The sequence below is a fragment of the bacterium genome, from assembly GCA_035419245.1.
In the GTDB taxonomy this organism is placed as follows: domain Bacteria; phylum Zhuqueibacterota; class Zhuqueibacteria; order Residuimicrobiales; family Residuimicrobiaceae; genus JAKPUX01.
This window is the reverse complement of record DAOLSP010000015.1, coordinates 72,721-98,769: the sequence shown is the minus strand read 5'-3', so window position 1 is coordinate 98,769 and position 26,049 is coordinate 72,721. Positions and strand designations below refer to the sequence as shown.

The 26,049-nt window shown below is 54.7% G+C and carries 23 protein-coding genes and 1 pseudogene; 8 read left to right on the top strand and 16 right to left on the bottom strand.

The window, feature by feature from the left end; all coding sequences use genetic code 11:
• Nucleotides 1-727: 727 nt before the first annotated feature.
• Complete coding sequence (locus tag PLH32_14635) at nt 728-1,036, bottom strand: hypothetical protein (protein HQJ65847.1); 309 nt, start codon at nt 1,034-1,036, stop codon at nt 728-730.
• Between the two features lie 628 nt (nt 1,037-1,664).
• Between PLH32_14635 and PLH32_14630 the strand changes: the two genes are divergently transcribed.
• The 3 genes from PLH32_14630 to PLH32_14620 are packed head-to-tail and all read left to right on the top strand — an operon-like array spanning nt 1,665 to nt 7,000.
• Nucleotides 1,665-3,638, top strand: a complete 1,974-nt coding sequence (locus tag PLH32_14630; GenBank protein ID HQJ65846.1) for a DUF4832 domain-containing protein — start codon at nt 1,665-1,667, stop codon at nt 3,636-3,638.
• Nucleotides 3,638-5,146: a hypothetical protein gene (locus tag PLH32_14625; GenBank protein ID HQJ65845.1), complete on the top strand. Its 1,509-nt coding sequence runs from the start codon at nt 3,638-3,640 to the stop codon at nt 5,144-5,146. The genes PLH32_14630 and PLH32_14625 overlap by 1 nt, the downstream gene beginning before the upstream one ends.
• 30 nt (nt 5,147-5,176) lie before the next feature.
• Complete coding sequence (locus PLH32_14620; GenBank protein ID HQJ65844.1) at nt 5,177-7,000, top strand: DUF4832 domain-containing protein; 1,824 nt, start codon at nt 5,177-5,179, stop codon at nt 6,998-7,000.
• A 197-nt stretch (nt 7,001-7,197) separates the two neighbouring features.
• Here PLH32_14620 and PLH32_14615 read toward each other — a convergent pair whose 3' ends face one another.
• The 9 genes from PLH32_14615 to PLH32_14575 form a co-directional block, all read right to left on the bottom strand.
• A complete protein-coding gene (locus PLH32_14615; GenBank protein ID HQJ65843.1) occupies nt 7,198-8,844 on the bottom strand; it encodes a right-handed parallel beta-helix repeat-containing protein in 1,647 nt (548 codons plus the stop codon).
• Between the two features lie 143 nt (nt 8,845-8,987).
• Complete coding sequence (locus PLH32_14610) at nt 8,988-9,995, bottom strand: NAD(P)/FAD-dependent oxidoreductase (protein ID HQJ65842.1); 1,008 nt, start codon at nt 9,993-9,995, stop codon at nt 8,988-8,990.
• Nucleotides 9,996-10,059: 64 nt separating this feature from the next.
• Entirely contained in the window at nt 10,060-11,172 is a 1,113-nt protein-coding gene (gene cfa, locus PLH32_14605; GenBank protein HQJ65841.1) for a cyclopropane fatty acyl phospholipid synthase, read from the bottom strand.
• Nucleotides 11,173-11,313: 141 nt separating this feature from the next.
• On the bottom strand, nt 11,314-12,588 hold the full coding sequence (locus PLH32_14600; protein ID HQJ65840.1) for a radical SAM protein: 1,275 nt from the start codon (nt 12,586-12,588) through the stop codon (nt 11,314-11,316).
• 17 nt (nt 12,589-12,605) lie between these two features.
• Complete coding sequence (locus tag PLH32_14595; protein ID HQJ65839.1) at nt 12,606-13,478, bottom strand: radical SAM protein; 873 nt, start codon at nt 13,476-13,478, stop codon at nt 12,606-12,608.
• A 227-nt stretch (nt 13,479-13,705) separates the two neighbouring features.
• Entirely contained in the window at nt 13,706-13,945 is a 240-nt protein-coding gene (locus tag PLH32_14590; protein HQJ65838.1) for a nuclear transport factor 2 family protein, read from the bottom strand.
• Between the two features lie 169 nt (nt 13,946-14,114).
• Nucleotides 14,115-14,477, bottom strand: a complete 363-nt coding sequence (locus PLH32_14585) for a methyltransferase (GenBank protein HQJ65837.1) — start codon at nt 14,475-14,477, stop codon at nt 14,115-14,117.
• Between the two features lie 49 nt (nt 14,478-14,526).
• On the bottom strand, nt 14,527-14,883 hold the full coding sequence (locus tag PLH32_14580) for a hypothetical protein (GenBank protein HQJ65836.1): 357 nt from the start codon (nt 14,881-14,883) through the stop codon (nt 14,527-14,529).
• 12 nt (nt 14,884-14,895) lie between these two features.
• Nucleotides 14,896-15,390, bottom strand: a complete 495-nt coding sequence (locus tag PLH32_14575) for an isoprenylcysteine carboxylmethyltransferase family protein (protein HQJ65835.1) — start codon at nt 15,388-15,390, stop codon at nt 14,896-14,898.
• A 436-nt stretch (nt 15,391-15,826) separates the two neighbouring features.
• Between PLH32_14575 and PLH32_14570 the strand changes: the two genes are divergently transcribed.
• Both PLH32_14570 and PLH32_14565 read left to right on the top strand, forming a co-directional pair.
• On the top strand, nt 15,827-17,065 hold the full coding sequence (locus PLH32_14570; GenBank protein ID HQJ65834.1) for a hypothetical protein: 1,239 nt from the start codon (nt 15,827-15,829) through the stop codon (nt 17,063-17,065).
• Nucleotides 17,066-17,202: 137 nt separating this feature from the next.
• A pseudogene (locus tag PLH32_14565) lies at nt 17,203-17,613 on the top strand (hypothetical protein).
• Nucleotides 17,614-18,003: 390 nt separating this feature from the next.
• Here the strand turns inward: PLH32_14565 and PLH32_14560 are convergent.
• A complete protein-coding gene (locus tag PLH32_14560) occupies nt 18,004-18,165 on the bottom strand; it encodes a hypothetical protein (GenBank protein ID HQJ65833.1) in 162 nt (53 codons plus the stop codon).
• A gap of 190 nt (nt 18,166-18,355) precedes the next feature.
• Here PLH32_14560 and PLH32_14555 point away from each other — a divergent pair, with 190 nt between their 5' ends.
• A complete protein-coding gene (locus PLH32_14555) occupies nt 18,356-18,823 on the top strand; it encodes an SRPBCC family protein (GenBank protein ID HQJ65832.1) in 468 nt (155 codons plus the stop codon).
• A gap of 27 nt (nt 18,824-18,850) precedes the next feature.
• Here PLH32_14555 and PLH32_14550 read toward each other — a convergent pair whose 3' ends face one another.
• The 5 genes from PLH32_14550 to rsgA all read right to left on the bottom strand — a co-directional run bounded on the left by PLH32_14550 (nt 18,851) and on the right by rsgA (nt 23,644).
• Nucleotides 18,851-19,372, bottom strand: coding sequence for a hypothetical protein (locus tag PLH32_14550; GenBank protein ID HQJ65831.1), 522 nt, complete (start codon nt 19,370-19,372; stop codon nt 18,851-18,853).
• Between the two features lie 633 nt (nt 19,373-20,005).
• Nucleotides 20,006-20,545, bottom strand: a complete 540-nt coding sequence (locus PLH32_14545; GenBank protein ID HQJ65830.1) for a hypothetical protein — start codon at nt 20,543-20,545, stop codon at nt 20,006-20,008.
• A gap of 57 nt (nt 20,546-20,602) precedes the next feature.
• Nucleotides 20,603-21,061: a methyltransferase gene (locus PLH32_14540; GenBank protein ID HQJ65829.1), complete on the bottom strand. Its 459-nt coding sequence runs from the start codon at nt 21,059-21,061 to the stop codon at nt 20,603-20,605.
• A gap of 109 nt (nt 21,062-21,170) precedes the next feature.
• Complete coding sequence (locus PLH32_14535; GenBank protein HQJ65828.1) at nt 21,171-22,502, bottom strand: hypothetical protein; 1,332 nt, start codon at nt 22,500-22,502, stop codon at nt 21,171-21,173.
• A 116-nt stretch (nt 22,503-22,618) separates the two neighbouring features.
• Nucleotides 22,619-23,644 (bottom strand): ribosome small subunit-dependent GTPase A, encoded by a 1,026-nt coding sequence (gene rsgA, locus PLH32_14530; protein HQJ65827.1) that lies wholly within the window; start codon nt 23,642-23,644, stop codon nt 22,619-22,621.
• A 227-nt stretch (nt 23,645-23,871) separates the two neighbouring features.
• Between rsgA and PLH32_14525 the strand changes: the two genes are divergently transcribed.
• Entirely contained in the window at nt 23,872-24,588 is a 717-nt protein-coding gene (locus PLH32_14525; protein HQJ65826.1) for a hypothetical protein, read from the top strand.
• 237 nt (nt 24,589-24,825) lie between these two features.
• Nucleotides 24,826-25,830, top strand: coding sequence for a LacI family DNA-binding transcriptional regulator (locus tag PLH32_14520; GenBank protein HQJ65825.1), 1,005 nt, complete (start codon nt 24,826-24,828; stop codon nt 25,828-25,830).
• The last annotated feature ends 219 nt before the right edge of the window (nt 25,831-26,049 follow it).

The window sequence follows — 26,049 nt, the reverse complement described above, 5'->3', positions numbered from 1 at the left end:
CGGATTTGAAGTCCGCGGGCGCCACCAGGCTACCGTGCATTCCCATGGGAAAAGATACGAAAACGGCCGCTGGAAGTCAAGCAAATTAGTGAGTTAGGCAATATAGTACCCGCGATTTTGTGTAAATTTCTTTCTTCATACTACCCACTGAATGCCTAAGATTTTAGGTGGCCATAATGACACAATTTTTTGCACAAAATCCTGGACACTACCAAATAATGCAACCTAAAAAAGGTAAAAAGTGCAAATTTTGCAACGTTTTATGCCTTATAGATGGGGGGTTTGCTGCTCGTCAGAACATGGTGCGAAACCGTTGCCAGCGCGTCTGGATATTAAACAATCGATGGGCCTGATGGCCGGTTTCGGCTAGACGTGAAGAGGGGAGGAAAAACTGAAGGTCATGGAAATAGTGCGAGCTGAAGACGATGCCGAATTAATCCAAAAATCGAGGTCATCAACAGAAGGATCGTAATGCAATATCTGATGGCGATTGAATGGCCGGTGAATCAATCAAACAGCGGATGGGAGACGAAGAGGACCCTAGGAAAATAATTCTTTTCCGATTGGAGAATTCAAGAAAAATCCGAGACTTATCTCACCTTGATGCTACTGGTTAGGCAACTTGTTAAACTTTTATTAACCTAACTTTTACATGTCTCAACATAAGGTTCAGATTGGCAGCGGCTGATCCCCAAATATTGTTTTCCAAAGTACACCTGGATGATCATCACGAAACCATGGTCTGCCTTTCTGAGAGCACCTTTTTGAATCCAAAAAACCAAAAATAATAGGACGTATATCCCCGCCCGGCCAGAGGTGCAAGTGATGCACTATGCTTTACTTTGATTATGAAAGGAACTAATGTGGCATCAGCCTGGACATGAAAAGTAGGAAATCCGGGATCCCAATGCTTACGGTTTGCTTTCCATGCCAGGAAATCCCTTGTCATAGAATGCTGAATATCCCAGGTGGCGATGAAAGTCATGATGAGATACAAGGCGCAATAGACGATACATGCAATTTTAAATGCCCTCATCTTGTGCCTCTCATTTATCATTCTGGATGCGCCAGCTTCTTGGACAGCCTTTGTCAGCTTGGCGGTGTAACCTTTGGCCAATGGAAAATTTTGCAGTGAACTCGATGAGCTTTCACCTTTAATTGAGTGAAAACAAAATATCCACGCTCATCAGGTTGGAGAGGACTGATGTGGACTTGACCGAAGATGGTGCACAGAGATTTACAAAATAGATAGTAGTTTAGAATAATAGCGGCTTAGTAAATGACACACCGTATATTTTAGAATTACCAATGGCAGGCGAGAAATGAAGTCCGCGGGCGCCACCAGGCTACCGTGCATTCCAATGAATCAATGTACTGAATCATGGCGCGGAAATCAACAAAATTCAGAATCCTTCGATTGCAGTTCCTGCCGCCGCCCTGCCTGCATCCCGCTGGTCTCGGCAAACATTTGGAAAAAATCTAATATTTTGTTTGTTGTTCGGACAATTTTTAATACATTCCAACCAGAGGGGAAATGGCGTTCGGGGAGTGCCCGAACATTTTTTTATGCGGTTCGCATTTTTCGAAATCGCTTTTTGTTGACAAATTCCATATACTCTGGTCGACGAGCCGGTCGCTTGCCGGGATAGTTGAGAGGTTCGGTCATGAAAAAAGTATTGGTCATGAATGCAAGCAGGGGCATCGCTGGCCTGGCGTTATCCGCCATGATGTTAGTCGCCTCTACAGGAATGGCTGCCCAAAAAACTGCTGAATCGCAGGGAGCGGATCACAAAGCAGCAGCCCCGCTGGTAGTACAGCCCCTCGACTATACCGAGAATCCTGTGGATATTCCGAATCCGGACCGGGGATTCTATCGCGGCCGGTGGCAGTCTGCGCCGACCCCGTTTGGCCGTACCCCTGAAGTGGATCACCGGGTTCCCGTTGACGCCAATTCACCTCTGTACCAGGGCAGACAGATGCCGCCGGTGGAAGGCGATGACATCGAAATGACGGAGGTGTTCAATCGAGTCACAGTTGATCCCTACGTCGGCGGCACCGGGGTCTCGGCCCTTCCCTCCATCTCTTTTATGGGCTTCGACTTGTGCAACTTTTCGTCGAATGCCTTCCTTAGCCGGGAGAACGGCAAGGCTTACGACGCTGATCCCCATAAAGGAAGCCTGAAAAGCTTTGCCGGCAGAACAGGCAAAACGCAGGCGCTGACCCCCTATGCACTTGACTATATTCGAGGTCTGCTGCAAAAAGTACGAGAAGGCAATGGGGTGGCCTTTGTCAAGTTTTCGTATGACGGCAATGGATTCAATTATGTCGAAGGAAGAGATAACGAGCACCTCATTTTGGGTCCTGAGCCAACGTACATAACCGCCAATAATCCTTCGGTCTGGTGTACGGTCCCCGGCCATACGGACAAAAACTGGATCGAATATCATATCTTCCAGCTGAAGCCGATTCTCCACGAGTATGAAGACGTCATCATGTGCGTCAAGACCGGCATGTTCGGTCCGTGGGGCGAGATGCACACCTCTCCGGTCGCCCGGGATCCACGGCAGTACAAGAAGCTTTTCGATGCCTATCTGGATGCGGTTCCCGCTTCGCGGCCGCTCCTGACCCATGTGGGCGGATTCCTGGCCTGGTATAACCTGACCTATGATACCCATTATACCTTTTCCGATATCGACCGCATGCCGGCCTCTCCAGAGGGCTCGCCGGAGGCGCGGTTTGGCTTTTTCAATGACAGTTATGCCGCCGGTACCTGGGATGACAACGGCTCGCTCTCCGAAGGCGGCAGGATGCTGCTTCCAGACTGGAATCCGGACTCAGCCACGGACGCAGCGTGGTGGGGCCGGGATGACTTTGGCTATGACCGTTACAAGATTGTCGGCTGGATCAATAAGCAAAACCAGATCCTTCAGGGGGAAGGGGGCATCGGCGATAATGTCTTTGGCAAAATGCCGGGCGCCATTCTCGAGGCCCAGCAGCTCCGAACCAGCGCTTTGAACATGAGACACGGCAGCTATAACCGCTGGAGCAGTTTTATTTACAATGAAACCAACGTCACGGCTCCGGTTACCTTTCCGGCCGATGGTGCGGAAAAATCTCCGCCTTACCATGGGAAAATCCGAACGGCCATCTTTGACCCGGTCTATGACGGTAAAACCGGCCTGGAGTATTTCCGGGACAGACTGGGCTACCGCCTGGTGTTGCGCGAGGCGAAAGCCAGCGCATGGGTGGAGCAGCACGGTACCCTGGTGTTCGCGGGGAAGATCCAGAACGTCGGCTTTGGCAATGTCGTAAACCGGAAAAAGGTGTCGATCCTTCTCCAGGCCCGAAATGGCTCCAGCACTTTTACGGCCCTGACGAACCTGGACGCGCGGGATTGGCGCTCTGATCTGAACAGCAGGGCCGACAATCTTTCTGCGTGGCGCGATTTGAGCTTCTCGATTCCTCTGGAGGCATTTGGTGACGTTCCTGCCGGGGAGTATGATATCTATCTCAAGATCAACGATCTTAAAGAACAAAGCGCCAACAAGCGCTGCATCCGGTTTGCCAACAAGGGAAACAGCTGGAATGCGGAGCTGGGCGCCAATTTGATCGGCTCGACTCACATAAAGGAAGAGTAATGAAGCGAAGAGAGTTTTTCAGAACCGGGATGCTCGCGGCGGCTGCCATGGGAGCCGCTCCCTCCCTCCTGGCCCGGATTCCCGGCCGTCTCGCCGCCGCGGGTGAGTCCGGACAGAATTCCGTCTGGCAGCCCCGGGGAGGCCAGACCATTGCCGAGCTGACGGCGAAGGTTGAAGCGTATTATGGCGATCCGGATGACGTCAGCGCCGTCGGGCGCGCCCGCAAGATGCAGGCCTTGATCATGGAGATCGCCATCAAAGCGAAAACCCGGAATCCGGACTTTCAGATCGTTCCGCAGGACACGCTGGAATATGCCCATATGGATGGCAATCCGGAAAATGGGTATGACTGGAATCTCCTCCACCTCCTCGATGGCTGGGGGATTGAAAATTTCAGCACGACGACGGTGTCCCGGCTGGCCAACCTCTCCAAGGTGGGCATCAAGGGTACGGCCAACACCAATGGCAGCACCGTCAAGATTGTTGCCGAGAACCAAAGAATTGCCGCCGAGAACAATATCCTCTGGCACCCGCGCCTGAGTGCCGAAGTGTATCAGTCGCCGGGGAAGGGAAATCCCGGTTATATGCCGATCTATTCGCCTTCCTCCAACCGCTACGACATCATCCATCACCCCATACCGGCAGGTATCGCGCACACCCTTAACAGCAACGATGTTCATTGCATGATGGATGCGAAAAACCATCTCTACATGATCAGCACCGGTAAATACACGAACTGGCCGGACTGGGAGGCTAATCCCGCCAGCCGCCTCGATATCACCGCCACGGCCGGATATCTGGTTCCTTGCCCGGGCGGACGATTCAAGCCTACCGGCAAGGCGGAGGTGGTCGCTCAGGCGATCGCGGACCACGGCACGGAATGGGATTTTTTCTGGGTGGCCAAAGGCTATACGCAGCACGAAGGCCGAAAGGCCTATATCGAGGAACTCGCGGCCTCGGAGTGGGATGCCTTTTATATCGACGCGCATTTCGACGGGGGCGCATTGACCCGGGCGGAAGTGGAACGCCTCAAATGGAAACCCCGGGGCGGCCGGCGGCAGGTGATCGCCTATCTCAGCATCGGCACAGCGGAATTGTATCGCTGGTTCGCCGATCCCGTCATGGTCAATCCCGATCCCCGATCTTTCCTACACGGTGCGGTAGAGAATGGCGTGTTCATCCCCGCCCGTGAAAGATTTTGGGATGTCGGCATCCCCAACTGGCTGCTCTGGTCGGCGTACGCCGGGCAATATGCGGATGAGGCCACTCCGATCTGGTGGCATCCGGAGTGGCGGGACATTATTGTCCGCGGCGGGAGCCGATATAAAAATCCCGGTTACGATCACTCCCTTTTCCCGGAGGGTCGGTCCTCCATCGACAGGATCGTCGACATGGGCTTCGACGGCGTCTATCTGGATAACGTGAGCAGAGCAACCTCGTCCAGCGCCAAGTGGACGGCGTTGCAGGCCTACAATACGGCGCATCCCCGCTGGTATCTGGAACCCTGATCAATGAAAATGGAAAACAGAGGTCGGCTTATGAAAAAGGTATGGCGAGTGAAGGTATTCGAACTTCTTCAGGGCCTAGTGCTGACTGGCGTGCTGCTGGCGGCCTGCGCGGGCAAGGCACCCGGGAACGGCATCGTCCCGAAAGGGGCGGCGGATCGCGGAACGGCTCCGCTGGTGCAACAGCCGCTGGACTATACAGAGAATCCGGTTGATATTCCGAATCCGGACCGGGGCTTTTACCGACCCGAGGCCTATGTCATTCCGGTCACCGCCGGCACTCCGGGTTTTCCGGAGCTGGCAACCACCATCACGGGCACCTCGGTCCCTGTGGATGCCCGCATCGTGTATATGGAATTCGACCTGAAAAATTTTTCGTCGAATGCCCCCCTCGACGGGAAACCCATCGGCCCCTGGAGCGCAAAGAACGCTCTTCCGCCGCATTATGGAACCACGCAACCCTTGACACCTGCTGCGCTTGATTACGTCAGAGCAGCGCTGCAAAGAGTGAGAGAGAGTGAGGCCGTCGCCATTGTCAAGTTCAATTATGACGGACAGGGCCATACCTATGTGGATAATGATAAATTCAACCAGCTCATTCATGACTGCGAACCCGGGGCGCCGAAAGGCCGGGTTTGGTATGAAACCGGCGTCGTGAATGAATCCGATCTCTGCGGCATCCCCGGTCATGAGGAGAAAAACTGGGTACAATATCATCTCTGGCAACTCGGGAATGTGTTCGGCGAATTCGAAGAGTGCATCATGGCGGTTAAAGGAGGCATCTTCGGCCCGTGGGGTGAAATGCATTCGTCCTCGTATGCCAGAACGCGGGAAGGATACCACTGGCTTTTGAACGCGCTGTTGGGCTATGTACCCGCTTCGCGTTCCATCCTGGTACATGCGGGCGGAGTCATGGCCTGGTATAACATGGAGTATGGCACTGATTACAGCTTTGCGCATTTGATGCCGGCTCCAGCTCGCGGAACCCCAGCGCAGCGATTCGGGATGTTCAACGACAGTTATTCTGCGGGCTCGCGGGGCGCCGTGCCGGATGACAATGGCTCGCTCTCCGAAGGGTATGCGTTGATCGGCACGGGTAATTATGCGGATTATGACCGTAACGCAGCCCTGACCTGGATCAGAAATCAGAATAACTTTTACGGCGGTGAAACGGTCGGACCGGGCCCGGACACTAATATCTATCCCAGATGTCCGAATGTTCTCTATGAAGCCGCTTATGCGCAATCCACGCATTTAAATACAAACTATAACCGGCGCACTTACAAGCTTTGGGGTGATTTTGTCTATACCGAAGAAAATGTCACCGCGCCGTTTACCCCGCCGCACGACGGCGTGACGCGCAAGGCCATCTTTGATCCGGTCTACAATGGCCGGAATGCGATGGAATATGTGCGCGACCGGCTCGGCTACCGCCTGGTGCTGCGCGAGGCCAGGGCCAGCCGATGGGTGGAGCAGAAGGGCACCTTGCGGTTCGAGGGGAAGATTCAGAACGTCGGCTTTGGCAATATTGTCAACAGGAAGAATGTGGCCGTACTTCTGAGAGCCCGGAATGGCTCTAACGTCTACGCGGCACTTACAGACCTCGATGCAAGGGACTGGCGGCCCGATTTGAACAGCAGAGCCGATCATACCGCGGCGTGGCGTGATTTGAATTTTTCGATTTCGTTGGATGCCTTCGGAAGCATTCCTGCCGGGGAGTATGACATTTACCTGAAGATCAACGATCCCAAGGAGCAAAGCGCCAACAAGCGCTGCATCCGCTTTGCGAACAAGGGGAATGGCTGGAATGTGGATCTCGGCGCCAACTGGATCGGCTCGACCGAGGTGCTGCCCTAGTTCTGGAGATGGATCAGGATTGAGAGCGGGATAGGGAGATGGATCCGGATCTGGATTCTAGCCGGCGCAACCTATATAGAATAGCCGGCGGCTCTGCAAATCTATCAGGGGAAAGAAAAAGAACGACTTCGTGGCGCTCGAAAAGGTACTGCCTTTAACCACTGGAGATGGATGCCGCTTATTTCTCATCATGATGTCTACTTCAGCACCATGAATTTTCGCGACAAGACCAATCCGGCTTGTTCCAATCTGTAAAAATAAACTCCGCTGGGCAGCTCGCTGGCATCGATGTGGAATGAACGCTCGCCCGGCGGTAATTCCTCGTCCAGAATCATGCCGATGCATCTTCCCTGGATATCAAAGAGTGAGATGCGGGTGCGGCCCCGTTTCGCCAAAGTGAATCCGATGGTCGCCCCGGCATTGAACGGGTTGGGGTAATTCTGTTCGAGCTGGGAGATCATTCCGAGCGACTCATGAGATTCTGTCTGGACTCCCGTCGCCAGGGGTTGGCTGAACCAGGAGGTATTGCCGTCGGGATCGGTCGCCGTCGCGGTCACATAGGGCAGAGGCGGAAAACCTGTCGTTGCCAGACTGAACACACCATTGATGTCCGTCTGAGTGCTTCCCAGATACAACCGGCCTTCCCTGGCCTTGTCATTGAATATCTCGATGCGGCATCGCGGTCTGGAATTCCCTGAAATGCGGTCGGTGGAAATAGAGGTAATGATAGGCGCCTCTACCGCCCGATTGGCACCGTCGGAAAGCAGGATGCCGAGATTTCCATTGTTGGAGATGATATTGGCGGATATTGTGTTATAATAGGATGCCTGGTTTTCTATGGCTATACCATAATAGCTATGGTTGCCGATGTAGTTGTTGACGATACGATTCCCTGTCGACCGTGTCAGCGGTAAATCCGCGGCATCGCTTTTTATTGAAATGCCGCCGCTGACATTGGGAAATTTTCTCATCCACTTGCGATCCGTGCCGATGTAATTGTCGGCAATAAGATTATCGCTTGCAGAAAACAGGTAAACGCCAACCCGTTTGTTCCCCCCAATGAGATTGTTGACGATGGTATTGCTGTCACTGCGCGTACTGATGCGCACCCCGCCGTAGCCGCCATAATAACTGTTGCCAATGGTATCACTCGCGGTGCGGTTGAGGCCGACGATGTTGCCAGATACCTCATTATGATACGATGAATCGGTGATGGTGATGCCGGCGACCGGATTGCCGGAGACGATGTTGGGAATCCCGTGATCCGGCTGCAGGTTTATATGGGAGGACTTGTAAAGGGAAATGCCATAACCGTTGGATGCTGCTTTCATGCCCGTAGGATCGACCCCCACATAACATCCGGCGACACGCCCGCCATTCGATTTATCAAATGAAATGCCGCTGCCTTCTTTGAATCTGTTGATCGTCAAGGATAATACTTCGACGCCGTCCGTTTGAATGCGGATGCCAGAGGTGCGATACGGGGATAAGGAACCGTCGATTTCGATTTCCGGACCAAAGGGATTGGTGTCTCTGCCGATGAAGAGCGCCTGCGAGTTGCCGTCGATGATGGTTGCCGGGTGATAGAGAACGGGCAACTGCTCGACCGGCCTGATCGACCAGACGCCGATAGTCGCATCATAGTGGGGATCGGTCGCCGGTATATTAAAGACGATCAGATCGGGTCCTGTGTGCGCATCGGCGTCGAGCATTGCCTGACGCAGAGAGCCCGGGCCCGAATCGGCTGTGTTGAGGACTTTAAAGGTGTCTCCGTAAAGTGTTCTCCCAAAGGACAGAAGGCACAAGAGCATAGAACTCAGCCGAGACAATCGATTTCGGAACATAGGATCCTCCATCTGCAATGACAGCCCTTCATTCAGAACAGGAACCCTGATTTTGGGATTTACTGGAAACTATTAATCTGATGATGCCGCGTCATTTAATTAAGGTTTTACCTTAATTAAATTAAAATAATAAGCATCGACTGTTATCCACCATTTTGAGCTTGACTCCTGCCTCCCGGTTTGAACAGGCTGGCAAAAAACAACCTGGCAAAAGTAGAATATTTCGGAAAGCTGTATTTTCCAACCGAACTCAAAGAGAGTGCTTTGCCAGAGGCAATGGCCTCAGCAGCCAAAATTCCGCTTTTAATCGCCGGGCCAATACCTTCTCCCATATCTCGAGTGGCTAATCCAGCCGCATCACCAATGAGGAAGAGGCTGTCGATCTGTATGATATCCGTATCATTTCTGAGATAATAAGCATATCCCTTAGCATTGAAATGATGATGATCAACAAATGAAAGCCGTTCCAGTTCATGGTTAAATAGCTGCCATTGATTTTGGATACTGTCATGGTTGGCTTTTAATTTATCGAAGTAACCGCCGATTCCAATGTTCAAATATCCTTCGCTTTTAGGTACATACCATGCATATCCCGGAAGCTTGTTATTTAGAAACCAAAGATGACAGTTCTTTTCCTGATAATTATAGGAGAATTCTTCCTCAAGCGCCACGATCAATGATTCTTTTCGCCTCGGATAGACAGGCTTGAAAAAAGTGCGATATACCGGACAATAGGTTCCGCCAGCTCCTATTAAACAGGTACAACAATATTGTTCGTCAATAATATAATACTGACCTTCTTTTTGAATCTCCCTGACTTCATGGAAATGGACCGAAGCGGCTGATCGTTTGAGCAGCCAGTGGTCAAATTCATACCGGCGAATGGCATATTGATGGACCGCTATTTCAATCTCTTTACGAAAAATATGAATAATAAATTTATTGAATTTTGTCAGGCCGTGGGGATAATCCTCTTCATTGATCTGTAAATCACAGAAGACCTGTGGCGTGATCCAGCCTGCACATAATTTTTCTCTGGGAAATTCCTGTTTGTCGAGTATTAAGGATTCTATGCCGAATTGTTTTAATTTCCAGGCACAGCTGGAGCCGGCGGGGCCGCCGCCGACGATGATCACTTCTGAGTAAATCATAAATAGCCCATACTACCTTGCAGATCAGATCCTCAAACATCCAATAAAATATCAAGATCCACTCTCAACTAATCCGGCAATTAGGCTGCGGCGTTCCTGGTCTTGTCATGACGATCTGCCATAGTTGTTGATTCCGTGCTCGAAAACCTCCCGCACTACCGAGCAAATAAAAGCGCCACATGCGATAGAATCTCTCGCCATATTTGTCCCGTAATTGTGGCCATGCCCGTTCGAAATTTTGATACCAGGCCAAGAGAGTTTTATCGTAGTCCGGCCCAAAGTTGTGCAAATCTTCTATGACAAATAATCCTTCCATGGCTTTGGCGAGCTGAGCCATCGATGGGAGCATGCCATTTGGAAAGATGTATTTATCGGTCCATTTATTGGTACAAGTTGTGCTGTTATTACTGCCAATAGTATGGATAAAAGCAATGCCATTATCTTTCAGGCAGCGGTCTACAACTTTCATATAAGCAAGATAATTTCTGTATCCCACATGCTCGAGGATGCCAATTGAAAGGACAGCATCATATTTTCCATCCACTTCGCGGTAATCCTGCAACCGTATTTCTACCGGGGATCCCTTGCAAAGCTCTTTGGCGAGCCGGACCTGTTCTTTCGAAATGTTGACCGCAACGACTTTCGCGCCATATTTTTCCGCCGCAAATTTTGCAAAACTCCCCCAGCCACACCCTAATTCAAGAACCGTCATCTCTGGTCTTAGATTAATTTTCCTGCAAACCAGGTCTAATTTAGCCTCTTGAGCTTCATCCAGATTGGCGGCATCTTTCCAATAGGCACACGTGTAATTCATTCTTGAATCGAGCATGGCCCGATATAATTCGTCGCCCAGATCATAGTGTTGTTCTCCAACCTGATGAGCCCGCGATCTCTTCTGCCGGTTGAAGAGTCTTGACTGCATTACATAAAAATAAATTTTCCAGTTACCTTTGATCTTCAAATCGAACTTTGCTCTAAGCATCCTGTTGATACACTCATCCAGAGCCTCACAATCCCACCATCCATCCATGTACGATTCTCCCAGGCCTAGGGCCGCCTCAGCCACTAATCGTTGGAAAAACCGGTTGTTGTGGACCTGAATGTCCCACGGCATTTTACCATTGATTTCAATGCCTGCATCTGAAAACATCTCAAGGAGCATTTTTTCGGCCTTCATGATCTCACCTCGAGATTAAAGTTCTGCTTGATTCTTTAACGATTCAGATTAATATCCTATCGGGCAGGTCTGTTGGTTCGATTCTATCGTGCAGCGGCGCATAGTGAAGCAATCAGCCGAAAAAGGTACCCGTTGAAGCGCTTAAATGGCCACCGCCTGCGGCCAATGCTGCCGGCGAGCTTCGGTCCAGAGCGTGTTCACATAATTCAAGGCAAAGTGATTCTGCGCCAGATGCAGCCAGAACGCACCCGGTTCGGTCAGTTTCAGGTAGCCGTCCCTTTGAACCATGAGCCCGGTCTGTTCTATGACTCTCAGCCACCAGCGCACCCTGGGTGAGTCACCCCCAAAAACGGCATCGAGATCGTCCTTTGAAAAACGCGTGTCGTAAAAGCGCCAGTACAACCACCACCAGCGGGACATCTCGCTGGTAAATGGCAGGCGCAGAGCAATCGCTGAGCCCCCTGCACTCACAGCCTTGATCCAACTGTTCAAGTCGAAGGTATTGAGCACGAATCCATCCGGCAAGTGCGATCCGGCACCCGGGCCGATGCCGATGTAACCATCCCGAGTGACCGACGAATAACGCGGAGCACCATTCTGTTTAAAGCCCCAGACCGAAACCCGCTCGAAACCATGCTGCCCACACCACTCGCTGATGGCCCGGTACTGCGCCCGGCGCCGGCGCAAATTGGGCATGCGGACTGCGTTCAAGTGCAGATATTGTCCAACCGAAGTGTAGGGGAATGTGAAGATCGGGTAGGTCGTGAGCTGGTTTGCGCCGAGCTCTGCGGCTAGAGCCAGATCTGCAGTGACATCACCGACCGTCTGAGATGGTAACGCGAACATAGTATCCACATTAACCGAAGCGAAACCGCCCTTTGCAAGCAAAGCCAGCGCATACCTGGCGACCTGTGGTTCGTATCCGCGCCCGAGAACAGCAAGCATCTCAGGCTTGAAAGATTGCACCCCCAGCGACACGAGTCTGACACCGGCATCATGCAGCTTTTGCACCGTCTTGCTATCCACATCGGCCGGATTGGTCTCGATGCAGATGTCACCTGCAAGACGGAAACGCTCGCGCACACGTTTCAGTACACTCGTGATGCTTTCCATGGCCAGTGTGGGAGTGCCGCCGCCGATATAGACGCTCATGATTTCGGCAGGTCCAACGGTTTCGGCCCACCAATCCACCTCACCAATCGCCGCCCGCGTGTAGGGCTCCAGGAGTGCCTCATCATAAGGTACCTTGGTGTAGGGACAATAGGGGCAGCCGTTGCGGCAGAACGGTACATGCAGATAGAGAGAGGTATGTTCAATGCGTGGCGGCACCCAGCTCAATTGAGGCGTCTCGAAGATCCAGCGCTGACCAGCACCGACAAAATAACGGCGAGCGGCTCGCGTAACGAGTCGCGACATCCTGTAGCCTGTGTTGTTCACCAGTACCTTGCCATTCCAAGTACCGCGCTCGGGCGCAGACGCTGAAACTCGGTGAGCTCGGTGCAGGCGGCATACCCGCAGTCCGCACACGCCTCATCCGGTGCGCGACAGCAGATCCACTCACCATCCACATCGGCGACGGAAGCCACGGGGAATCGCCTTGGCCAATCGCCGGATTTGAGCGCCTGCAGACCGGCCCGCGAATTGATGACCGGCAAACCGGCCTTGATGCAGGCCAGCAGTCGGTCAATGATCGGAGCGCGCTCTTCAGCAGTCAGGAATAACTCATCGCGCCCGTAATACGGTGTGTGAAAGTAGAACATGACCCCCAAAATGGGGAACCTGGTTTCTCTTGACCAACATAAAAAGGACTCAATTCCCCCGGCTGTATTGCGGTCGATCACGAAGATCACCGCAATTTTGCGGTGCGGATTCTCGCGAACAGCGCGCTCCACCTGATTGAAATGGTCGCCGCGGCGTTTTTCAAAGACCTCAGGCAGTCCATCCATGCTGACCCAGACCAGGTCAGCACTGGTATCGAGGCCGAGCGAACCATTCGTGTAAACGTGAATATGGAAGAACCCGATCCGTTTCGCTGCGATGACAGCTTCTTCGAGGGAATGATCGCCATCGCGCCACAGCATCGGCTCACCTCCGCTAAAGTACAATTCGCGGAATCCGCGCTTCCACGCGCTTTTCATGGCGAGGATGATTTGCTCCCAGGTCATATCGGGACGGCCCGTATTGGCGACACGGCAACCGCGGCATGAAAAGTTGCAGCGGTCCGTTACAGCGAGGCCATAGATGAGGGGTTCCGGACGGCGCAACACCAGGAAGCGCCACGAGAACCTGGCATAGAAACCGAGCATATCCCACCAGGTGCTGCCAGAACTGGAAAAATCGTCGCATGTTACCATATCAGGCTCACCCCTGCTTTCTGTCAGCCTCTGTTATCTTCCAGCCTTCAGTCCAGTCTGCATACACCTGCTACAAGTTGACTTTGCCGTTCTCCACGACCGCCCTCCATGCTGCTGGTAATTTTGATCTGGCTCTCCGGGACAAGCCCACGATTCCCGTTGTACATTCCGATCGCTGTTCAAAAGACCGCAACCAGGTTCTCCTTCTGGAGAATTGTCTCGACCTTGATTCTATAGTTAGGAATCATGTAAAAACAGTCACTCCATCCTCTGATCAAATCGGCTGATTTGGGTGAGCGGGAACCACCCGAATCGACAAAGATGTGATCCTCGGTCATCAGATCGGAGAGCCGGGTAACATCGCCGCGGTTGATTGCATCGATGAAAGCCTTGACAATTTCAGCCGCATTGGATGTCATCACATACCTCTCCAGAACTTTGTGCATGCGTGATGAGCAAAATTGCGTGACAGTTTGCAGCACTGCGGAGGCGCACCCGCCAGGGAGTGTTAACTTTTGGTCAACGGAAGCAATGATTCGCTCTGAAGACAAAACATGCTTAAACCTTTTGGCCTTTTTAGCAACAACATCAGCGTTCTGGATTTGTTCCCAGATACAATGCCCCGAATCGAATCTCCAATCCCCGCTCTTCATAGACTTTCACAAAGAAGAGCAAGGCAGGGGCAAACAGGATTAAAACCCAAAACACAAACAGTAGGGATTGAAACCAAAGCCCTATTGAGACGCCCAAACACAAGACAGCGAAGACCATGGGATTACGCGTCCAGGCATATAGCCAATCCACTGCCAATTTGCGACTAAGTGCAACTGCAAAGGGTGCGCCAAGCCCTTTCACCGCGAGGTTGACCACCGTCAGCAGCGTAACACCGCTTGTGAGAACAACCAGCAACAAGCAGAATACGCTGGCACAGGAAGTGACCAGCCCGACCAATCCTGATGCGTCGTCAGGGCTCCAACGACGGCTGCGCCCGCACGCGAAACTAGTTCAAGTCCCTTTCATCGATATGAAACTTGTGCAAAATGCGATGAATAATGGGGGCCAGCACTATACTCATCACGGCAATAAATACCAGCCCGCTGAAAAGTGCATATCCGGACGCAAACCATTTTGCCGTAACCTGAGAATCATTAAGAGGGTGAACCGGTCCCATCCCTCCGAGAATCATTGAGGCCTCAAGAAGAGAATCAATCCAGTTGAACCCGGCAATCGAATGGTAGCCGAAAATTCCAATGAGGAGGGCTATCGCAATCAAGATCCCGGCCATACCTGCAGAGGTGGCCATTCGCTTAATGAAGATTGATAAGGGTGCCAGTTTTTCATTTTTCCGTTCGAACATTTCGGCTTCCAATCAAGATGCCAGCCGCGGCAGCCAGCGATTCACCTTCCTAGTGTACTCTTCGTATGATCTGCCAAATCTCTTTTTCAACTCCGGCTCTTCAAAATACACCACCATGACCTGTAAAAGGCCCCAGACCAGAGCGGCAAGAATGAGAATGGCGCAAGACGGGACGATCAAGCCCACTCCGGCTATAACGAGTACTCCTCCGACATACATTGGATTGCGAACGTAGCGGTATGGCCCGATGGCCACAAACACTTGTGGCGGATCGAAGGGCGCCGGCGTGCCCTTGCCGGTTGTAAGAAAAAGCCAGACACTCGCCAGCCCTAAGGCCCCACCGGCAATGAGTAGAATCCAGCCGAGGGGCCGCAGCCATCCCGGCAGTGCTACTCCCAGGACAGGATCGAGGCGGTGCACCAGCGCCGCAATCCAGGACCACAGGGCCACAAAGAGCGTGACAAGGATGACGCCACGCAGTGCGATGAAAATAGGCTTCTTGTTCATGGAGATCCTCTCAGGCGGGCGATGTATAGCCTGTCAGTTCCAGGTTTGCCGATGGACATCATCGGCGTGTGAATTCTCCCTGCCACTCTAATGTATCAACCCTCCCGGCCGGTAAAGTATTTCCATTCTCCTCTGGATTCGTCCACCGGACCTCCCCGCTCTGGGCGGGGTTGCCTGTTCGCTGGGCGGCCGATTTCTTCTCTCCTGTCGAGGCGGCAAGCGTCCGTGCCACCGTGAGGGCCAGGCTGACCAATGCAGCGGGATGAATTTCCTTTGTTCCAGTTTTTTCTGGCATTTTGCGGAATTTATGACTATTATGCCACAAGCAGCCCAATTCCGGCACCTTGGGGCTCGGGTGGCTTCGATGGGCATTTGAATGGCTCGGATGGAAGAGCCCGGGACTTTTATCGGATCAGAGTAAAGGAACAAGCGACGTGTGAACAGGCAGAATCCTCTGGCTTTCGGCTACATTCCCCTGGCCTCGGCCATCAGCGATATCAAAACCATGCAGGCGATCCGTCAGGATTTTTCGGCCAGCCTGGAGGCCATCGACGGGCATGAAGTGGAGGCAGAGCAGGCGGACGGGAGCACGCCCTTGATCCTGCTCATTCTATCCGGCGGAACTGAGGCCCTAATCGCCGGGCTGTTGGCTAGGCGTAATCCCGAGTTCGCACGGGAACCGGTGCTGCTCATCGCCCATCCGGGTAACAATTCCCTGGCTGCTGCATTAGAGGCCCTAGCCTTCATCCGCCAGCGCCATTTCAAAGGAGAAATCATTTTTTTCAAGGACGGAGCGGACAGCCAGGCGAGAGATATACTGAACGTGCGGGTCTGCGACCTGTTCGTCCACCGGGCCCTGCAGCTAGCCACGATTGGACTGATCGGCGAGCCTTCCGAATGGCTGGTGGCCAGCACCTTTGACGATGCGGTTTTCAAAACCCGCTGGGGGATTACGATAACCCGCTTTGCCCTGGATGCAGTCTTTGGCGGTCTCACAGACGCTCAGCCCGAAGCGGCCTTTCACGGGATCAGCGGATTTGACACCTCCGCCCTGCCGTTCCGATCGGCTTACAGGGTGTTTGATAGGCTGCAGCGTCTGGTGGCCCGTGAACAGCTGGACGGCTTGAGCGTTGAATGCTTCACCCTCTTCCAACGCTACAATACCCATGGCTGTTTTGCCTTGTCCAGGTTGAACGATAAGGGGATCATCGCCGGCTGCGAAGGCGATCTGGTCAGCACCGCCACCATGCTCTGGCTGAAATTTCTACTGGACGAGGCCGCCTGGATGGCTAATCCCGTGGAGATCGACGCCTTGAAAAAAGGGCTGTGGCTGGCGCACTGCACGGTCCCGACTACGCTGGTCACCCAATATGCAGAGGCCACCCATTTTGAGACCGGCTGCGGGGTTGCCATCGCCGGCGTGTTTGCACTCGGGCCGGTTACCCTAGTCAGGGTTGGCGGCGCGGATCTCGACCGGCTTTGGGTCGCCGATGCGGAGCTTATCGATACCGGCAGCAGTCCCCACCGCTGCCGCACCCAGGCGCTGATCCGGTTCGAGGAAGCTTCTCCTCTCGACGAATTGCTCCTACATCCGCTCGGCAACCACATGGTGCTGGTGCGGGGCCATCACGCCGCCAGGATACAGGGATGGTGGAAAATGTTCATTGCGCCATGACATCGATTGCCGGAAATCGCAGGGCACTTTTTATTTCCGTTGAGAATAATACAGCTGACTTTGCGCCAGATTGTTGGCTCTCCTGATCTCCATCTTTTGCGAATCCCTCACAGGAACACTTAGCCAGAAAAAGATGTATGCCCCTGCTGATTATCATTGCCGGTATAATACTGCCGCTGTTATACGTCGGGCTGCCCATGCTGGCTGCATTATCGTTCACCCATGGATACCCTCCTCCTCATCCGGCGCCTAAGGCTATTTTGCATACCTTCGGCGCCGATTATGGCAAAACCATGCTCTAAGGCATCCTTATTACGGTTCCGGCCATTTTCCTCTCCGGCCCTGTTTTCTATCGGCTGGTAAAAAAAGTGGAAGCCAGACCTCTGCAGGAATTCATCAGCGCGAAGCAACCGACCAAGAATGAAATGCCGGAATTTTGGTCGAGCATTATTACGGCACTGCTGCCCGTCCTGCTCATCGGGACCGCCACCGTCCCATGCATCGATCTTGACGTTCCACGAAATGGCAGCCGGTGCTCTGGTGATTGAAATGGCGGAATGCGCGGATTACTGGTCCACTTCCGGCCGTATAAAAAATAACTCCCCGCATGTCATACAGCCTCCTGGATCATGCAGCCCAGATGCCATTTTTCGCCCGTGGCACCACCTCGACCCACCCCTATATACGAGAGAATTTCGCGCAAGTGGCAGGCTAATCAAAAACCTCAAATACCGGGAAGGAGACCTGCCGACCGGAGAATCTTTCCATGGGCGAACCACTGCGGAGGGTCAGGTATGGACATTCAAACCGGATAGTGCATCGGCAGAATAGGCGAGCGTTCCATCGTATCGCGGGATAAGCCGGTTCTCATTTACTATAATTCTTCCAGCGCCAGAGGCTGCAGCGCGCATGCCAACGTTTTGTCGGCGCGCACTCGGTTATTCTGCAAATCCTCCCGCCCAACGGACGGCATTGCCGACCAGTCTCCGGAAACGCACATTGCCATGCGCCTCCGGACCATGCCCGAACATGAGGGAGACGATCCTGGCAAATTCATCCCAGTGTTGGTACGAAAGCCGGCTATGATGCAGGAAGGTCATCCCCTTGCCCCTTTCAAGCAGAGCCCGGAAGGAGGGCGAAAAATTGACCCACCCTCCGGTACCAGGGCAGCCGCACCAGAGGCGCAGCGATCTTAGGACGCCTAGGCTTGATCTCCGGCGCAGGCTGAAATAAAACGGCCACTGCCGCGGTTATTCTGGCAAAAAAGTACCTCATCCCGGGAGATCTCTCATGGTTCATCATCTTCACCGCGAACAGACAGTCCGCGCCACTCTGGAGGAGGTTTGGGCTTTCTTCTCCGATCCCCGTAACCTGGATGCCCTCACGCCGCCCGATCTGGCCTTCCGCATCATCGGCCAACCGGCCGCCCACATGTACCCCGGACAAATGATCGAATACCGCATCAGCTTTATCAAGGGGATATGGTCGAAGTGGCTGACCGAGATCGCGCATGTGGAGGAACCGCACTACTTTGTCGACGAACAGCGCACCGGCCCCTACAAGCTTTGGCATCATGAGCACCGCTTCATCCCGAAGGGGGAGGAGATCCTACTGGTCGATCATGTCACCTATGTGGTGGGGTTTGGCCTCATCGGCGATCTGCTGGCGCGGCTCTGGATCAACCGCAAGCTGGCCTGGATCTTTGATTTCCGCCAGCGCAAAACAGCCGAGCTGTTCGGTCCCGGGTCAGCAGCGTAGCCCTTCGAGCGGCTGCTGTGTCCTTCCCTATTGGCTCTTCCCCTCCGCCCTGCAGGTCTCCCATCGCAGGTAGGGCTTGAATTCATCCGGGGCGCCGGGAAAGGCCATCGCAAACTCGCCGCTCAATTTCCCAGTCGCCTCCAGCTTGTAGCTGAGCCGGAACCTCGGCCCTGAAGCGCTGGACTCGCTCAGAAAGACGGCCTCGCCCGCCGACGGGGAATGCACGACGTACCGGATGACATGTCCTTCGTTGTCATAATAATCGGCCTTGACGCCCTCGGGTCCGGTAAAGAGGATCATCAGGTCGTCGTGACGTGAAGCCGGCTTGCCATCGCCAGCCGGGGTGATCGCATAGCTGGTCCGGATGATCACCCGGTCTTGGAGTCCGCGTGTGAAGGTTGCAGTACCGGCTCCGGCGTGCGCGGAATCGCATGCCACCCACTCCCCGAGCAGAAAAGTGTAGGGCCCAAGCTCAGCCGGCTCTGCGGCGAAAAGGGCCGGACCCAGCGCCATCCATAGAGCCACTCCGGTATAGATCACAGATCGCATAATAATCCTTTCTTCCATGGGCACTAAAAGCCCGGGTGTTGTTTGAAAAGTCTGCTGCGTCGTCACTCCGGCAGGATCCCGTTCCCTTCACGGCAGTGAAGCGGCTGAAGGGATACATCACCGGAACATTTTTAATATCGTAACAGCGATAGCCCACCAGGGATTCCTCCGCATATGGAGCGTCCGGCCCCGGCACCGGGTGTCCAAAGCCGGTTCCCTTCGGCGCCTTTTGCGGATAGGTGCCGAGCGCGAAGGCGGGCGAATCCTCCAGGCGCAGCGGCCAGGTCATGGGCAGCCGGCCGGAAGGCGCTGAATGTTGAGCGCGGGTCCGAGGAGCATGTCCTTGCCGCGCAGGCGGGCCTCCCGGCCGATCGAATGCCAGAACGCACGGAGATGGAGTGTTTTCAAAAGTCCATACATGGAAAAGCCTCACAGTATTCATTGCGGTTTTCTTGGTTCAGATTCGCTGACCGTATTCTCTTGCATCATCCACAAAGCGGATGATCTTCTCCCCGCTATCACTTGGTAAAGGATACAATCTCCGGCCGCACCTGGAAGGCAGCAGCGATCCGGCCAAGGATTTTTCCAGCTTTTCGGTGTTCCCCTCTATTAACGTGCAGGTGGCCTATGGTTTTATCTCAACCTTCCCAATTTCAAATTCAAGGCGATGCCACCCCAATTCTGCACCTTGTTGAGGTTCGCCCATCCGTAAAGTCCCGCAGCCAAGCTGCTGTTGAGGTGATAAAAGAGCTGGACCTCCAGAGGCAGACCAGCCCGAGGGCTGATCGCTTTTCTTGCACTCCCCGATGCAAAGATGTTCAGACCACTCCCGCGTGATCCGGTCACCCGTGCGACACCGGCAGCGATGGAAGCCTGCCAGCGGGAGTGCCTCACCGAGGGACCGAGCAATAGGGCCGTATCATAAAACTCATCGTCAAACAGCCCCGCCGAATTGACGGTCGTCCGCATTGACAGAAGGATCGCACCGTTTTGCAGTCCAGCATGGAGATTCCCCGCCATATCTCCGAGTGAGCAAATCCCCAATCCACCACTGATCCAATAGCGCAAACTCTTGGTTTCCGCGGTGGCCGGCACTGGGGCAAGGCTGATTCCGGCCAGTTGGCAAACCAGGACAAAACCACGGGTATATCGATTGAAAGATATCGGATGCATAGCATTCCTCCAGCTTCGCGGGGCATTACCATAAAGCTGCGATAGCGCCGGCATCCATCACTCCAGCGGCCGGTACCATCGCGGCAGGAAACGGGGGACCCGTTTCATATAGTCCCGGTAGGCCGGCATTCTTTGGATCAGATCGCGCTCTTCCAGCCAGGACTGCATCGCGATCCAGACCACTGCGAGAGCCACAGCCAGCGCAAGCGTCCGGGTGGGCCTGAGGAGAATAAAGGCCGCGAGCATCAGCAGGAGGCCGCCATGAATGGGATGACGCAGTCTGGCATAGAGACCATGCTGGATAAGCTGATCTTGCATGGAGGGCATGGCGGCACGGTGCTGCAGTGCGTTCAGAGCGAGGAGGACAATCAGACCGCCGAGGAGGTTCAGGCACCACCCGATCGTTTCTGCCACAAGCGAGGGTGAAAAAATCAGCGGTGAACGCTCGTGTCCAGCCAAAACCAATCCGATGGTCCAGACCGGAATGCCCAGGATGTTACGGAGGATAAAAGTCATCCTGCGTCCGCGGTCTTCGCCGAAGCGGCGGCCGGCGCCAGATTCTTAACGATCAGATAGATGCAAAACCAGGGCCCACTGATACCTGACACGCCAGCGAGGAACCGCATCAGTTTTTCTGTCGCAGTGTGACCCAGTCCTCGAGCACGCCCATGCCGGCTGTAAAGCTCTCGCCAGAACAGACGAGGGGCGCGGCGTCGCGCTCCTCCCGGCTGATGATCACATCGCTGCGGCGGATCAGTCCGCGCGCCTGGTAACGCTGAAATAGTGCATCGCTCATCACCTCAAAATAGGAGATGAGCTTGCGATGATACGGTGTGATAACGGCAACCGCGATGTCGGAGTAAGTCCGCGTGCCGTAGTGGGTGCCAAGGAGTTCGCCGGCGGCCACTTTCCGTCCCTCCCGTAAAGTCGAATCCGCCAGGATGACATGAAAAATGCCGAACTGAAAATCCGGATAGCGGTCCGATTGGATCCAGAGTTGCGTACCGAGGAATTCCTCGAAGCGCCAGACCACCGTGCCGTTGACCGGCGCGTAAATTCGCGCGTTCTCCCAACCCGAATTGCCGTTCAACCAGAAATAGTGCTTCATGCTGCGGCAGTGCTCATACTCATCGGAATAGTCATGTCCGACCGCAGAGCGGAATTTTGATATCTTGTAGACCCGGTCAAAATCGATATAATGGACATCGACAAATCGCGGGTAGCCCCAGGTATCGACGTCCCAGTGGCAATTCATCGTGACCCAGTTATCGAGGTGGCCGCCGGCCGTGAAAATACCATCCTTGCAAGTCAGGGGATCGGCATCGCGCGCTTGCCTGCGAATGATGAATTCATCTGTTGTGGAGATGCCGCATTCTCCATAGGTGCGCCACAAGGAATCCGTGATCACCTCGAACCATGAGATCAGCCGCCGGCCCTGGGTGGAGTTGACACTCACAGCGATGGCTGAGGGGATCAGGCGGTCCACATAGTCGCCGACAGGTTGCCCGGCCTGCACGGTCTGGCCGGCGCCCAGCGATTCGAGGGGAGCGAAATTGAACAGGTGGAACTCGAAATCGGGGTACTCCTGCGCCTGGATGACCATCTCCAGGGCAGGCTGGTTCTGGACCAATCGGACGATCTTGCCATTAACCGGCGAAGAGACAGTGAGGCTCGACCACTCCAGATCGGGACGGGGCTCGAAATAGTGCAGCATACTGCGGCAGTGCTCGAGATCATCCGAATAGTCCACGCCGGCGGCGGAGCGGAATCTGGAGATCCGTGCCATCCTCCCCGCATCGATAAAATTATGGCGGACGAACCGGGGGATGGGATTCCGGTCAAAATCGAAACCGGATGGCGGCGCTGCAGGATTTTTTTCTTCCCTGCAGCCCGGATTCAGGGCCAGCAGAAAAAGTAGGACCCTCGAGAGCAGAAGGATGGTTTTCCCTGTCCGCATGGATCACCTCTCCTCCAATCAGCCCGGTTCGTGACCGGTTGCGCACCAGGTGCCAGGATCTCCGGGCAGGATCCATACTACCGCAGCCTGAGCGTTGCCTTTGTGCATAGAGCCCTTCACTTCTTCATCTGCTTGAGGGCCTTGTTGATGAAGCGGCCGAACTCCCTGTCTTTCCGGCGTTTCTCCAGATACGACATCTCGTAGTAATCCGACTCTTTCTTCAGCTTTAAATAATTGTTGTAGCGTTCTTGGCTCAGCGTCCCTGCTGAAACGGCGGCCCGCACCGCGCAGCCGGGTTCCTGAACGTGGCGGCAGTCGCTGTAACGGCAGCGGCTCCCCAGGGTCTGGATCTCGTCGAAGCCCTGCTCCATGCCCTCGCTGGCGCCGAGGAGACCGAGTTCGCGCATTCCCGGGGTGTCGATCACCATGGCGCCATTTTCGAGGGGGATGAGCTGCCGGCGGGAGGTAGTGTGGGTGCCCTCGCCGGTTGCGCTGACCTCCCTGGTGCTCAAGATCTCGCGTCCGAGTAGGCGGTTGATCAGGGTGGTCTTGCCGACGCCGGAGGAACCGAGTAGGCAGCAAGTCATGCCGGGTGTCAGCAGCGCCCGGAATTCCTCCATGCCGGCACCCGTGGTGTTGCTGAGGGGGAGAATCCGCGCGCTGATCCCGGCGGTGCGGACGGCGGCGATCATCTCCGTCAGCGCTTCGGGCGTGACCAGGTCGGTTTTGCTGAGGAGGATGACCGGCTCGACCCCGCCGTCGGCGGCCATCACCAGATAACGGTCGAGGCGGCGTATATTGAAATCGAAATGGCAGGACTGGATGATGAAGGCCAGGTCGATGTTGGCGGCGATCATCTGGTACTCCACCCGCTCGCCGGCTTTACGGCGTCGCAGGAAGGAGCGGCGCGGGAGCAGGCTGTGAATGATCGCCGCCGAGTCGTCGTCATAGTATTGCGCTTCAACAAAGTCACCCACGCAGGGCAGTGCATCCGCCGCATCGGCAAGAAAGTAAAATTTGCCGGCCAGTTCCGCGGGCACTTCGCGCAGGCCGTTAAGGATCCGGAAGGCCCCACGGTCGACCGCGGAAACGCGGGCCTGGGCGTGTCCTTCAGGGAGGGGAATGTCAAGGGGCTCGTTCATGGCGTCCTTTCGGCCTTTAATCTGTTTATATCTTACAAAGAACTGGGCATAAAAGCAAGCATCATTCGCAGCGGCGGGGAGCGGCGCAAAAGATGATCCGGCTCACACAATGCAAGACAGGTCTCCGCAAAACCGGATCATCATGCCTATATTAGAAGGGAAAGCAACCGGGATAGTCAGCAGGGCAGGCGGAAGGGCGGTGGAGAATGATGAGGAGCAGCGGTTGGATGGTGGCCATCTTGGCGGGATTTGCGCCTGCCCTGTTGGCACAAACCGGTTTTTGGTACTCGGAGGCGGAAGCCGCGCGGCGGCTGGCGCACATCCAGGAGATTGCGGCCTTGAGCGGCGGCAAGATCGAGATCACCGTTATCCGCATGCCGGACCCCCAAAGTGCAAGTACGCACGGTCCACTCACCAGGCCCGATTCTGCGGAGAGGCCATCCACCCCTGAGCTGACTGCCAGCCCCGCACCGGAATCGACCTTGCTTCTGGACCCCTCGGCGGACAGCCTCAGCGCGCCAGCCGCGCAAGCTGTGCCGTGGGGTGCCGAGTTCGTCGCGCCGCAGGATCCGGATAAAAAATGGCGGGAGCAGTTCGATCTCGCCCTCGCTCTCGAAGAGACGAAATCCTGGCGCGAAGCCTTGATAGTCCTGTTACACCTCTCCGATACTTATCCCGATCATCCCCGCCGCGGCGATTGCTTTTACGAGATGGGCGAGTGCCTCACCGCCCTGAGCAAACCAGCCCTGGCACAGCGGGCCTTCCGCCAGGTGCTGCAGTACCCCGGCAGTTCCTTCTACGACGACGCCCTGCTGCGGCTTGCGGCGGCCCTCGTCCGCGAGGGTCATGCCGCCATGGCCCACCCCTACCTAGAGCGACTGCTCTCCACACTGCCCGAAAGCGAATTCGCCCCCCTTGCGCAGGCGCTGCTCAAGGCGATCTAGTCCTCTCATAAGAAGGCTTGAATCCCAGAAAAAACGGGTGTATTCCGTGCGGTGGCGTAAGGCTTGTGATGATTTCCCCCTTGTAAAAACTCAAAAAAATAGTTTTTTTCACTTGACATACGTGATAAAATAGGCTATCTTACAGAGTCGAAACGTTTCGACAATTTTACCAGTAATGAGGCACCAAAAGCATGTAATTTACTATTTTTTGACGAATTTAAAAAGAAAATCGTTTCGATGAATGTGACCATTCGCGAAGTCGCGCGTGAAGCGGGCGTGGCGGTTTCCACTGTCTCCCTGGTCCTCAACCATAAGGGACGCGTTAGCCGCGAGACCGAACGCAAGGTACTCGAAGCTATCGAAAAACTCCACTACCACCCGCAACGCTCCGCGCGCGGCCTCGTCACCCGACACAGCGGCAACCTCGGTTTCATCCTCAGCTCCGACCACTTTTCTAACGCAGAACCCTTTTACACCAAGATATTCCTCGGCACCGAATTCGAAGCCCGCTCCCACGATTACTATGTGCTCCTGACCACAATCGAGCAGCAGTTTTCCGAAAAAAATATCCCCCGCTTCCTGCTGGAAAAAAATGTCGACGGCGTCATCCTCGCCGGCACAGTGCCCCAGAAGATCCTCGACTACATCAAGGAACGGGCCCTTCCCTGCGTGCTGATAGACTATTATCCGACGACGGGGAATTACTCTTCCGTGCTGATTGACAACGCCGATGGCATCCGCCAGGCGGTGAACCATCTCATCGAAAAGGGCCACCGCGATCTGGTCTTTGTCGGCGGCGATTTTCAGCATCCCGGCATGCGCGAGCGGCGGGAGGCCTTTTGCCAGACCATGGCTGAGCATGGCCTCGATGCCAGTGCGCCGCGGATCTTCGCCGATGCCCTTCTCAGCGGCGCCCAGGAGGGTTTTGAGGCCGCCGTACAGGCCCTCGAGAACGGGATAAAGGCGACCGCCTTCGTTGCGGCCAATGATGCCCTGGCTAGCGGCATCCTGCGCGCCTGCCGTGACCGCAAGCTGCGCATCCCGGAGGACGTCGCCATCACCGGCTTTGATGATGTCGAGACCGCCATCACCGCCCGGCCGACCCTGACCACTCTGCACGTTCCTAAAGAGGAGATGGGCGCGCTGGCCGTGCGTTTGCTGGTCCAGCTGATCGCGGGGACAGCTTCAGTAGGCACCAAGATCGTTGTTCCGGTCCGGCTGGTCTGCCGGGAATCAACCTGAACGGCGGGCGCCGACATCCGGATGTCGTGCTTCATTCCGGAGCCCGCCTGCTATCTATTAAGTATGCAATCAGACGCCATCGCCACTACAAACTGTGACCGAATAAAAGAGAGGAGGTGAGACGGCCGGTAGTCCGCCCGCAAGGCGGATCCAGGCCGGCAGCCCTGTATTCCCGCACTCTTCCCAGGATTCATCGCTGCGTTGGGCTCGCCTGGCTTT